The 11,828-nt window shown below is 71.9% G+C and carries 10 protein-coding genes and 1 pseudogene; 5 read left to right on the forward strand and 6 right to left on the reverse strand.

Annotated elements, in window-relative coordinates; genetic code table 11:
- Entirely contained in the window at positions 1-1,194 is a 1,194-nt protein-coding gene (locus tag AB0F18_RS19070) for an amidohydrolase family protein (RefSeq protein WP_362061936.1), read from the reverse strand.
- 155 nt (positions 1,195-1,349) lie between these two features.
- Between AB0F18_RS19070 and AB0F18_RS19075 the strand changes: the two genes are divergently transcribed.
- The 3 genes from AB0F18_RS19075 to AB0F18_RS19085 all read left to right on the forward strand — a co-directional run bounded on the left by AB0F18_RS19075 (position 1,350) and on the right by AB0F18_RS19085 (position 5,346).
- Positions 1,350-2,969, forward strand: a complete 1,620-nt coding sequence (locus tag AB0F18_RS19075) for an AMP-binding protein (protein WP_362061907.1) — start codon at positions 1,350-1,352, stop codon at positions 2,967-2,969.
- Positions 2,970-3,265: 296 nt separating this feature from the next.
- Entirely contained in the window at positions 3,266-3,544 is a 279-nt protein-coding gene (locus tag AB0F18_RS19080) for a hypothetical protein (RefSeq protein ID WP_362061909.1), read from the forward strand.
- 179 nt (positions 3,545-3,723) lie between these two features.
- The gene (locus tag AB0F18_RS19085; RefSeq protein WP_362061912.1) at positions 3,724-5,346 is read left to right on the forward strand and encodes a CHAP domain-containing protein; all 1,623 of its coding nucleotides are present in this window, start codon (positions 3,724-3,726) and stop codon (positions 5,344-5,346) included.
- 62 nt (positions 5,347-5,408) lie between these two features.
- Here the strand turns inward: AB0F18_RS19085 and AB0F18_RS19090 are convergent, their stop codons facing one another.
- Together AB0F18_RS19090 and AB0F18_RS19095 are read right to left on the reverse strand one after the other, a co-directional pair.
- Positions 5,409-6,647: a maleylpyruvate isomerase N-terminal domain-containing protein gene (locus tag AB0F18_RS19090; protein ID WP_362061915.1), complete on the reverse strand. Its 1,239-nt coding sequence runs from the start codon at positions 6,645-6,647 to the stop codon at positions 5,409-5,411.
- The gene (locus AB0F18_RS19095; RefSeq protein WP_042816979.1) at positions 6,644-7,222 is read right to left on the reverse strand and encodes a sigma-70 family RNA polymerase sigma factor; all 579 of its coding nucleotides are present in this window, start codon (positions 7,220-7,222) and stop codon (positions 6,644-6,646) included. The genes AB0F18_RS19090 and AB0F18_RS19095 overlap by 4 nt, the downstream gene beginning before the upstream one ends.
- A gap of 288 nt (positions 7,223-7,510) precedes the next feature.
- Here AB0F18_RS19095 and AB0F18_RS19100 point away from each other — a divergent pair, with 288 nt between their 5' ends.
- Positions 7,511-8,026 carry an EF-hand domain-containing protein gene (locus tag AB0F18_RS19100; RefSeq protein ID WP_362061918.1) on the forward strand — a complete coding sequence of 172 codons (516 nt, stop codon included), beginning with the start codon at positions 7,511-7,513 and terminating at the stop codon, positions 8,024-8,026.
- A gap of 97 nt (positions 8,027-8,123) precedes the next feature.
- Here the strand turns inward: AB0F18_RS19100 and purU are convergent, their stop codons facing one another.
- Together purU and AB0F18_RS19110 are read right to left on the reverse strand one after the other, a co-directional pair.
- The gene (gene purU / locus AB0F18_RS19105; RefSeq protein ID WP_362061921.1) at positions 8,124-9,002 is read right to left on the reverse strand and encodes a formyltetrahydrofolate deformylase; all 879 of its coding nucleotides are present in this window, start codon (positions 9,000-9,002) and stop codon (positions 8,124-8,126) included.
- Between the two features lie 14 nt (positions 9,003-9,016).
- Entirely contained in the window at positions 9,017-9,463 is a 447-nt protein-coding gene (locus tag AB0F18_RS19110; protein WP_362061939.1) for a hypothetical protein, read from the reverse strand.
- A gap of 197 nt (positions 9,464-9,660) precedes the next feature.
- Here AB0F18_RS19110 and AB0F18_RS19115 point away from each other — a divergent pair, with 197 nt between their 5' ends.
- Positions 9,661-11,058, forward strand: a complete 1,398-nt coding sequence (locus AB0F18_RS19115) for an ABC transporter substrate-binding protein (RefSeq protein WP_362061924.1) — start codon at positions 9,661-9,663, stop codon at positions 11,056-11,058.
- A gap of 18 nt (positions 11,059-11,076) precedes the next feature.
- On the opposite strand, the pseudogene AB0F18_RS19120 reads toward AB0F18_RS19115, so the two are convergent.
- A pseudogene (locus AB0F18_RS19120) lies at positions 11,077-11,828 on the reverse strand (hypothetical protein); the annotation flags it as partial.

Genomic DNA, 11,828 nt, shown 5'->3' on the forward strand with positions numbered 1-11,828 from the left:
TCAGACCAGGTCCAGGCCGAGCATGCGGATGGCGTTGCCGCGCATCAGCTTGTGGACGGTCTCGTCGTCCAGGCCCTTCACGTGGTCGAGGGCGACCTCCTTGGTGTGCGGGAAGGTCGAGTCGACGTGCGGGTAGTCGGTCTCGAAGGTGGCGTTGTCGCGGCCGACGACGTCCAGCGAGGCGATGCCGTGCTTGTCGCGGAAGAAGCAGCAGTAGATCTGCCGGTAGTAGTACGTGGACGGCGGCTCGGGGATCAGGTCGCGGACCCCGCCCCAGGCGCGGTGCTCCTGCCAGACGTCGTCGGCGCGCTCCAGGGCGTACGGGATCCAGCCCATCTGGCCCTCGCTGTAGGCGAGCGTGAGCTGCGGGAACTTCACCAGGACCCCGCTGAAGAGGAAGTCCATCATCGAGGCCATGGCGTTGTTGAAGCTCAGCGAGGCCTGGACGGCGGGCGGGGCGTCGGGGGAGGCGGCGGGCATCTGGGACGAGGACCCGATGTGCATGTTCACGACCGTGCCGGTCTCCTGGCAGACGGCGAAGAAGGGGTCCCAGTAGCCGGAGTGGATGGACGGCAGCCCCAGGTGGGTGGGGATCTCGGAGAAGGTCACGGCGCGCACCCCGCGGGCGGCGTTGCGGCGGATCTCGGCGACGGCGAGGTCGATGTCCCACAGCGGGATGATGCACAGCGGGATCAGCCGGCCGCCGCTGTCGCCGCACCACTCCTCGACCATCCAGTCGTTGTAGGCGCGCACGCAGGCGAGGGCGACCTCCTTGTCACGGGCCTCGGCGAAGGTCTGCCCGCAGAAGCGGGGGAAGGTGGGGAAGCAGAGGGAGGCCTCGACGTGGTTGAGGTCCATGTCGAGGAGCCTCGCCTTGGGGTCCCAGCAGCCGCGGCGCATCTCCTCGCGGGTGATGCCCTCCAGGGTCATGTCGTCGCGGTCGAAGCCGACGGCGGCGATGTTGCGCTTGTACGGGAACTTGAGGTCCTCGTAGATCCACCAGTCGGTCGGCGGGCCGTCGGGGTCCATGGAGATCACGTACTTGCCGCCGGTGTACTCCAGCTCGCCGATGCCGGCGGTGAGGGGCTTGGGGCCGCGGTCGCGGTACTTCGCGGGCAGCCATACGTCGAAGAGGTGGGCGGGCTCGATCACGTGGTCGTCGACGCTGATGATCCGAGGCAGTTCCAGTGCCATCTGCTCGCGCTCCTTCTCCCTGATCTGATGCATCGTCAGAAACAAGCTAGACCCGCCACCCCTGGACCGACAAGCGGCTGAGCCCTACGCTCTGCCCTTGATCTGACTAACCGTCAGCTGGCGTTTCCGGCCGGCACGCCCAGGGGAGGTCCGCAATGACGACCACGGAGACGGCGACGGCGACGGCGACGGCGACGGCGGAGACCGAAACGGCCGCAGCAGACGGCGTCACGGCCGCCGCCACGGAACTCGGCCGCTCCCGCACCCTGTGGGAGCTGATCGCCCGCCGGGCCGCCCTGACCCCCGCCGCCCCAGTCCTCATCGAGGCCGCCGAGGACCCCGCCGCCGACCGCACCCTCACCTTCGCCGCCCTGCGCGACCGCGCCGAACGCGTCGCCGCGGGCCTGTACCGCATGGGCGTACGCCCCGGCACGGTCGTCGCCTGGCAGCTGCCGACCCGCATCGAGACCGTCCTGCTGTCGGCCGCCCTCGCCCGCCTCGGCGCCGTCCAGTCCCCCGTGATCCCCTTCTACCGCGACCGCGAGACCGGGTTCGCCCTGCGCGAGTCGCGGGCGGAGTTCTTCGCCGTCCCCGGTACCTGGCGCGGCTTCGACCACACCGCGATGGCCGCCCGCCTCGGCGCCCGAGGGGTCTTCGAGGCGTACGCGGACCTCCCCGACGGCGACCCGGCGGTCCTGCCCCCGCCGCCCGCCGACGGCACCTCCGTGCGCTGGATCTACTGGACCTCCGGCACCACCTCCGACCCCAAGGGCGTCCTGCACACCGACCGCTCCCTGATCGCGGGCGGCTCCTGCCTGGCCCACGCCCTGCGCCTGACCCCGTCCGACGTCGGCTCGATGGCCTTCCCGTACGCGCACATAGCCGGGCCCGACTACACGGTGATGCTGCTGCTGTACGGGTTCCCGGCGGTGCTCTTCGAGAAGTTCGCGATGCCGGACGCGCTGGACGGCTACCGCCGCCACGGGGTCACCATCGCCGGCGGCTCCACCGCCTTCTACTCCATGTTCCTGGCCGAGCAGCGCAAGGAACCGGCGGTGAAGCTCATCCCGAGCCTGCGCCTGCTGGCGGGCGGCGGCGCCCCCAAGCCCCCGGAGATCTACCACGCGGTGGTGCGCGAGCTCGGCTGCCAGCTCACCCACGGGTACGGCATGACCGAGGTCCCGATGATCACCATGGGCTCCCCGGACGACACCCCGGAGAACCTCGCCACCACCGAGGGCCGCCCCCCGGAGGGCATGTCCATCCGCATCACCACCTCCGACGGCACCCCCCTGCCCGCCGGCACCGACGGCGAGGTCCGGCTGCGCGGCGAGGCGGTCTGCCAGGGCTACCTGAACCGCAAGGACACCCCCGAGGTCTTCGACGCCGACGGCTACCTGATCACCGGCGACCTCGGCCACCTCACCCCCTCCGGCCACCTGGTCCTCACCGGACGCAGCAAGGACGTGATCATCCGCAAGGGCGAGAACATCTCGGCGAAGGAGATCGAGGACCTCCTCCACCAGCTCCCCGGCGTCGGCGACGTGGCCGTCATCGGCCTCCCCGACGAGGAGCGCGGCGAACGCGTCTGCGCCGTGGTCGAGCAGCCGGCGGGCGCGGCCCCGCTGACCCTCCCCCAGGTCACCGCCTACCTCCGCGCCCAGGGCCTGTCCCCGTACAAGCTGCCCGAACAGCTGGAACTGGTCGACGCCCTCCCCCGTAACGACGCCCTGCGCAAGGTCCTCAAGTACCGCCTGCGCGAACGCTATTCCTGACCGGACGGCCGCCCGGCGCACCCCTGGCACCAAGCTGACGGGCCCCTTGGTGCCAGGCCGGAAACCTTCTCCGGGGCTTCCGGACCGAGCAGGATGGTGATCACCGGAACGGCGGCGGGAACGAAACCCGAAGCCGGGGCGAGGGGGGCGGACAGCCCCCGGAGCCCGGGCATCCGCCGTCCGGACACCAGGACCGCTCACTCACCAGCCGGGGGAACCGCCATGTCGAAGACCACCCAGATCCTCAGCGCCGCCCACTGCGCCTCCGGCGACGTCATCGGGTGGGACTGAGCGGCATGCTCCTGGTCCGACTCCCCCTCCTCAGCCACAGCGGGGCGCCGGGTACGGAGAGCGGGGCGAGCCTCCTGCAGGACGCCCTCTGGGCCCACGCGGGCCCGCAGCACGCACTCGAACACGTACGGGTGCGCCCGCTGCCCACGGGCATGAACGTGGCCCTCTTCGTCCGCGCCGAGAACGACGCCCTCGCCCGTGAGAAGGCCTGCGGGCTCCTCACGACCGTCCTCGGCACCGGCGCGGGCCGCGCGTACCACCTCAGCCCGCTGATCACCTACTGACCCACCGCACCACCCTCTTCGCCACCGACCGCCCGGTCCTTCCGACCGCTGTTCCTGCAGGGCAGCCGTCCCACCGGCACCACGGTGCGCAGCCCCACCCCTTCCGGCCTCGACCAGGCCCGCCCCGCGGCATCCCGCGGCGCCCCCACACGTCTCTCCACGCCCACAGGAGCTCAGCCATGCCCAAGAACCTCAAGGCCACCGCCATCCGCGTCGCCTCCACCTCGGCCCTCGCCGCGACCGCCGCCACCATGATCTTCACCTCGCCGGCCAGCGCCTCGGCGCTCACCGACGGCATCTCCGCGACGGCCCGCGCCGAGGAGGGCAACGGCGCCTGTGCCCACGGCGGTTACGTGGGCGGCCCGGAGCAGAACAGCAGCTGCTACAACGGCCAGAGAACTCACGCCTGGTGCGCCGACTTCGCGGGCTGGGTCTGGGCCCGCAACGGGGTCACCGGCCTGTCGACCCTGAGCGACATGGCGGACAGCTTCTACGACTACGGCGTCAAGTACGGCACCCTCTCCAGCACGCCCCACGTCGGCGACGCCGTCGTCTACAACCACGGCGGCAGCTACTCCGACGACCACGTCGCCCTCGTCACCGGGATCTCCGGCAACTGGGTCACCATCACCGGCGGCAACCAGGGCGGCTACCCGGGCCACGTGAGCACCCACAGCACCGACCAGTGGCAGGTCGGCTCCTCCCCCTGGGGCCAGAAGATCAGCGGCTACATCTCCCCGGCCGGCACGACCAAGCCCTCCTACCCCGCCCCGTCCTCCCTCGCGGACGGCACCCTCGTCAAGTCGCCGAACGGCCCCGAGGTCAAGGTCATGATCAAGGGCGCCGGCGTCCCCGTGGCGGGCTCCGACGTCACGCCGGACAAGTACGACCTCAGCAAGATAGTCCTCGTCGACGACTCGGCCTTCCGCTCCCTGGTGAGCGCCCCGCCCTCCGGCACCGTGGTTCACGACCAGGCGGGCGGCGCGGAGCGCTACGTGATCATCGACGGTGCCGCCCTGAAGATCGGCGCCGAGGACTGGACCGCCGCCGGCTACAACGTCCGCCCGGACATGGGCGTCCCGTCCGCCTGGCTGAAGACCGCCGCACAGCGCCAGGTCACCACCGGCGTGGTCGTCATGGACCAGACGGGCAAGGACCCGGCCCGCTACGTGATGGTCGAGGGCGGCGCCCTGCACATCTCGGCCGAGGAGTGGACGGCCGACGGGTACAACGAGATGACCCTCATGGGCGTCCCCGGTGAGTGGCTGAAGGCCGCCGCCGCCAAGGCCCCGGCCAACGGCACCGTGGTCATGGACCAGTCGACCACCGACCCGAACCGCTACGTGATGGTCAACGGCACCGCCGTGCACATCTCGGGCGCCGAGTGGACCGCCAACGGCTACAACCAGCGCCCGGAGATGGGCGTGCCCGGCACGTGGCTCGCCGGCGCCGTCAGCAAGCAGCTGGTCAACGGCACCGTCGTGAAGAACGCCTCCGACCCCACCGTCTACGTCATGGCCGGCGGCAAGGCCGTCTCCCTGACCTACGCCGACTTCACCGGCCTCGGCTACGACAAGCGCCCGCTGGAGACCCTGCCGGGTGAGTGGCTGGCCTCCGCCGTCGCCAAGGCGGTCCCCGCCGACGGCACGATGCTGCTCGCCCAGGGCGACCCCACCGTCTGGCAGGTCACCGGCGGCAAGAAGCGCGCCATGACCGAAGCCGAATTCGGCCCCGGCAAGGCCAGCTTCAACGACGTCGTCAGCGTCCCGGCCACCCTGATCACCGCCGTGCCCACCGCCTGACCCGCACTCGGCCCTCCGCCCCGTACGCGGCCCCGGTCCTCCGGAGCCGCGTACGGCCGTTGCTACAGCCGGCTCAGCGACGCCGCGGCGAACAGGACGTCGCGGATCGCCTCGCGGTCGCCGGTCTGGCCGACCGCCGCCTCCTCCGGGGAGATGTGGCCGGCGGCCAGCTGGCAGAACTCCAGGCCGTCCAGCGCGACCTCCGCCACCGTGTGCTCCCGCGAGGGCTTCGCCGCCGGGGAGTCCAGGGCGATGTCCCAGCCGCCCCCGCCCGCCCCCTCGATCTCCAGGTGCAGGGTCCGCCCCGGAGCCCCCGCCGCGACCAGCCCCCGCGCCGGTGCCGCCAGGCCGGAGCGGCGCCGGCCGGCCAGGGCTCCGGGCAGCAGCCGGGCCGCGAGGTCGATCATGCCGTGCAGGTGCGGGCCGGACGGCGGCTCGTACGGGTAGTCCACCGCCTCCGCGATGTCCCAGGCGTGCACCCAGCATTCGAAGGCCCGCTCCAGGAAGGCGTCCCCGAGCGGCAGCGCGAAGGCCCCGTAGTCCACGGCCAGCTCGGCCACGCCCCGGCCGGCGAAGGAGACCGTACGGACCAGGGTGTGCCCCTGCGCCCGCCAGGGTTCGCGCACCTGCCGGTCGGACGGTGCGGTGGCGGAGTTCCAGAAGTGCTCGGTACGCCCGGTCGGTCCGCCGGGCGGTGCCTGCGGGCCGAGCGGGTCGTCCAGGCCGAGGGCGGTGGCGATCATCCCGTCGACCGTGAGCAGGTGCCCGATCACGCCCGCGACCGTGGTGCGGTGGCTGCGCCGGCGCTCCTCCTCGAACCACTTCAGCCGCACCGGGGTGTCCCATTCCGAGTCCCCGAAGTCGCGCAGCAGGGCGTCGAGGCGCGCGGTCTCGGTGTCGTACGGGTTCGCCCACGCCGGTACGGGGATGCGGGCCGGGCGCTTGCCCAGGCAGTCCTCCAGCACCCGCGAGCGCAGCAGCGGCTTCAGGTCGAGGCTCTCCTCCGGGTGCAGCAGCCCGACCGCGTCGCGCAGCCGCAGCGCCTCCTCGGCGCAGGGCGCGCACACGGTGAGGTGGTCCTCGACGGCCTGGGTCTCCTCGGCGGAGCAGGCGGCCAGCGCCCACGCCCCGAGCAGGGACTTCAGTACGGCGTGCGTGGGCGGCGCGGGCGGCAGGAACTCGGGCGCGTCGAGGTCGTCACCGGCCGCGCGGGGACCCGGTATCCGCGTACGGCCGCCCGCCGGGCGCCCGTACGCGTCGTCGTTGCTGTCGCCGGGGGTGTCTTCGGTGGGTCCGGTCATCGGGTGGTTCCGTATCCGCGAGGGCCGTATCCGGGCGGGGCGGTGTCCTCCCTCGGGAGGACGTTGGCGGTCGACAGCAGCTGGAGGCCGAGCCGCAGCCGGCGCCGCGCCTCGTCCTCGCTGATCTGCAGGTCGGCGGCGGCCTGCCGGTAGTCGCGGCGCTTGAAGTACGCGAGTTCCAGGGCGGCCCGCAGCGGTGCGGGCATGGAGGTGACGATGTAGTCGGCGCGGGCGGCGGCGTTGGCGCTGCGCACCTTCTGTTCGAGCTCCTCGCGCGAGCCCCGGCCCAGTTCGGCCTGTCGCAGCCGGGCGACGGCCTGGCCCTGGGTGATCCGGGCGACCCAGGAGCGCATGGAGCCCTGCTTGGGGTCGTAGGCGTCGGGGTTCTCCCAGATGTAGCCGAAGACCTCGCGGGTGATGCGGTCCGCGGCCTTCTCGTCCCCGAGCACCCGGTGGGCGAGGCTGTGCACGAGCGAGGCGAAACGGTCGTAGAGCTCCCCGAGGGCGGCGGCCTCGCCGCGGGCGAGACGCTGCTGCATGCGGCGGTCCCAGCGCGGTGGAACGTCCTTCGCCATGCTGCCTCCAGCCGTGTGTCGACCCGTCAAATGTAGTCGCCACCGGCCGGAGCGCGCCTGTTTTGGGGGAACCTCCCCCGGAAGCGCGACCCCCGTGCTAGCAGGATCGGTCCGCCTTCCCCCGTACATGCGTACGCGCCCCGCCGCGCTCCCCGTGCGCGGGTTCGATGCGGCCACCTCGTTGACCGCTCGGCTTAACGCGCAGGCCATCGAGGCCTTACGCTCCTGCCTGTCTTGATCTGCACCTCAAGTGCACCCCAACGCACATGTGAAGGCGGAACGCCGCATATGGACAGCGCAGAGTACGAGCGCAAGATCGCCTCCCGATTCGCCACCTTCGACCAGGACGGATCCGGCTACATCGACCGCGAGGACTTCAGTACGGCCGCCCGTGCCGTACTGGCCGAATTCGGTGTGACCGCCCGCTCGGACAAGGGCCAGGCGGTCTTCGCCGGCGCCGAGGCCTTCTGGCAGGGCATGGCCGGCATCGCCGACGTGGACGGGGACCAGCGGGTGTCCCGCGAGGAGTTCGTCACCGGAGCGGCGAAGCGGCTGCGGGACAACCCGGAGCGGTTCGCGGAGATCGCCCGGCCGTTCCTGGCGGCGGTGGTCGCGGTGGCGGACGAGGACGGCAGGGGCGCGACCCCGGCGACGGCGACCCGCGTCCTGCGCGTCCTGGGCACGGCCCCGGACCTGGCCGCCCTGGTGGCGGCGGCCCTGGACGCGGACGGCGACGGCCGCATCGGCGAGGAGGAGATCCTCACGGCCTTCGCCGCGTACTGCGGCGTGGACCCGGACGCGTAACGCCTACGGCGTACACATTCCGGCCCCGCCACACCCAGCCCCGCCGGCGTTTGAGGCGCGGGGGCCTGGGGGCAGAGCCCCCAGGCCCCCGCGGGGTCTACGCGAACACGACGGTCCGGGTCCCGTTCAGAAGCACCCGGTGCTCGCTGTGCCACTTCACGGCCCGCGCCAGCGCCTGGCACTCCACGTCCCGCCCGATCGCGACCAGCTGGTCCGGCGTGACCTCGTGCCCGACCCGCTCGACCTCCTGCTCGATGATCGGCCCCTCGTCGAGGTCGGCCGTCACGTAGTGGGCGGTCGCACCGATCAGCTTCACGCCGCGCGCGTGCGCCTGGTGGTACGGCTTGGCGCCCTTGAAGCTCGGCAGGAAGGAGTGGTGGATGTTGATGATCCGCCCGCTCAGCTCCTTGCACAGGGTGTCCGACAGCACCTGCATGTAGCGGGCGAGCACCACCAGCTCGACGTTCTCCGCCCGCACCAGCTCCAGCAGCTGCGCCTCGGCGGCCGCCTTCGTGTCCTTCGTCACCGGGATGTGCACGAAGGGGATGTCGTACGAGCCGACCAGCTCGGCGAAGTCGGTGTGGTTCGAGACCACCGCCGCGATCTCCACCGGCAGCGCGCCGATGCTCGCGCGGAACAGCAGGTCGTTGAGGCAGTGGCCGAACTTCGACACCATCAGCACGATCCGCATGCGCTCGTCGGAGCGGTGGATCTGCCAGTCCATCCGGAAGCTGTCGCCGATGGCCGCGAAGCTGGCGCGCAGCTTGTCCAGCGTCACCTCCGGCTCGGCCTCGAAGTGCACCCGCATGAAGAAGAGCCCGGTCTCCCGGTCTCCGAACTGCTGGCTGTCCACGATGTTGCAGCCGGTCATGAAGAGGTAACTCGACACGGCGTGCACGATGCCCTGCTTGTCGGGGCAGGACACGGTCAGGACGTACTGGGGCAGGGGCCGGGCCCCGGGCTGCGGGTCGCTCATGACCCCATAGCCTTTCACACCGCGCGCGTGAGCATCTTCAGCACGTCGACCGAGGTCGGACGCTCGTCGGGGTCCTCGCCGTCCGCGGCCGACATGCGGACGTGCGCCTCGCGCGCCGCCCGCACCGCCTCGGGCCAGGCGTGGTGCTCCAGGTACGCGGTCACGGGGGCGTCCGGGCCGACCTGGTGCAGGATCCGCAGCACGCGCAGCACCGCGAGGTCGACCAGGGCCGCCTCCTGGGCGTCGCGGAAGATCGTGCCTATGTACTTGTCGGCGGACCAGCTGTCGAGCCAGGTGTCCTCGACGAGCCGGTACACGGCGTCGGTGACGTCCCCGTACCCTTCGACGCCGGTCAGCCAGATCTCCTCCTGGAAGGCGGGGTCGGAAAGCATGTGCAGCGCCGAGCGCACGTTGCTGCGCCAGCGCCACCACGGCATGTCGTTGAGGGGCATGCCGCCCATGGTGGAGGAGCGGCCGCCGCGGCGGGAAGAGTTCTTCGAACCTTGGGCGAATGTCACGCTTTCGATCGTACGTTCCCCACAAATGCGATCTTGACGCACCTATCCCCGCCGGACCCCCCGGTAGTTCACCTGGGCGTCACCGGATGTTGTGTACACCTCACCATCCAGTTACCCCTGTGACGGAATGGTCGTGGGACATGACCAATCGCCGACGCGCAACTGCCTTGTCCCGCCTGCTCCTTGCCGCAGTGACGGGTGCGTGTCTCACCACAGCGTGTGGGGTGCTCCCCGGTGGATCGGGGGATTCCGGGGACACCCTCACGGTCATGACGTTCGCTCCGATGGGAACCAAGGCCACCAACATGCCCGGAATGCCGGGTATGGCCAAGGCGTACGAACGGTGGATCAACGCCAACGGTGGCATCAAGGGCCGCAAGCTGCGCGTCCTGACCTGCAACGAGAAGAACACCGCGACCGGCGCCGCCGACTGCGCCCGCGAGGCCATCACGAAGAAGGCGGTGGCCGTCGTCGGCTCGTACAGTCAGCACGGCCGCGCCTTCATGGCCCCGCTGGAGGCCGAGGGCATCCCCTTCATCGGCGGCTACGGGGTCTCCGCCGAGGAGTTCCAGAGCACCCTGTCCTACCCGGTCAACGGCGGCCAGCCCGCGCTGCTCGCCGGCGCCGGCCACCAGCTCGGCAAGGCCTGCTCCCAGGTGTCCCTGGTCCGCCCGGACACCCTCGTCGGCGACACCATGCCGGTGCTGCTGAACGCGGGCCTGAAGGCCAGCAACACCCCGGAGGCCTCCGACATCCGGGCGGCCGAGGACGCCGCGGACCTCATGCCGCAGGCCCGCGAGGCCCTGGCCGACGTCACCGGGGGCGGGTCCGCGGCCTCCGCGACGCCGGCCCCGCCGTCCTCCTCGTCCAAGGCGACGACGACCCCCAGCCCGTCGGGATCTCCCGCCGCCAAGGGCACCTCGCCGTCGGCCTCGTCGGCCTCGTCGTCCAAGGGTTGCGTCACGGCCGTGCTCGGCGAGCGCACCGAGACCTTCTTCGACGCCTTCCGCCGCGCCGACTCCAGCGTGCGCAGGAACCCGCAGATCTCCTCCGTCCTCGGCAGCGTCAGCCAGGCCCTGGTCGACCGCACCGGCGGCAAGGAGAGCCCCTTCGAGGGCGCGTACGTCACCAGCTGGTACCCGGTGTCGACCGACCCGCTGTGGGCGCCGATGCGCAAGGTCATCAGCGACCAGGCCTTCGGGGACGACACCGTCGAGGCCGACGACAGCGGGGCGCAGACCACCTGGATCGCGTACACCGTCCTCAACCAGGTCGTCCAGAAGTTCAAGGACGGCGAGGCCATCACGGGCCGCAAGCTGGCCCGGATGCTCAACGAGTCCTCCGGCATCTCGACCGGGAACCTCACCCCGGAGCTGAGCTGGCGCTACCAGGACATGCGGGCGGTGGCCGGCTTCCCGCGGCTGGTGAACGGCCGGGTCAGCTTCCAGGTCGTCCAGCAGGGCCGGCTCGTCGCACAGCTCGGCGAGCAGGACGTGGACATGACGTCGACGCTGGAATCGGCCCCGCGCTCGGCGTGACCCCGCCGCGGCACCCCCCTACAGCTGGGTCTTGTCGCGCTGCGTGAGCCCGTACTTGGCGGCGATCGTGTTCCACATGGTCGCCGCCGACTCCTTCGCCTTGGTCGCCTCGGCGCTCGACTTGTTGCCGGCGGCGGCGTCGTCCGTGGGCTTGGCCTTGCCGTCCTTGCAGCCGCCCTTGTCGTGGCCGGCGTCGTCCGCCCAGTCCGCGTAGCTGTTGTCGGCGTCCGCCGAGGAGTTCCAGGCCTTGGTGAGGGTGGCCGCGAGCCGGGTGTGGTTCGGGAGCAGATCGATCTTGAGGTCCCCGAGGCGGGTGACCAGCTCGTCGCGCTGGCGGGCCGCCTCGCGCAGGTCCTGGGCCGCCTGGCCGAGGTTCTTGCAGTCCTTGATGTCGTCCACGGCCTTGATCACCGCGGTCCGGCTGTCGTTGGCGTCCGCGAGCAGCTTGTCCAGCTGGGCGGCCTGCGGGCGGGCCGGGTCCACCGGCGCGGACCCGCCCGGCGCGTCCGCGGCCGCGGAACCGCCGGAGGCCGGGGCCACCGCGACGGGGTCGTTGTTCTGCGCCTTGCCGTCGCTGAGCAGCGCGCCCACCCCGAGCCCGGCCACGGCCAGCCCGAACACCCCGGCGGCGATGACCGCGGGCGGGATCCGGCGCGCGGGTGCGGGCGGGGGTGGGGGCGGGGCCTGGAACTGCTGCTGCGGCGGGACGGGCTGCTGCCGGGGCGGGCGCTGCCCGTACGGCCGGGGCTGCGCGGCCGGCGGCGTGCGGC

This window comes from Streptomyces sp. NPDC029216, assembly GCF_040648015.1.
Lineage (GTDB): Bacteria > Actinomycetota > Actinomycetes > Streptomycetales > Streptomycetaceae > Streptomyces.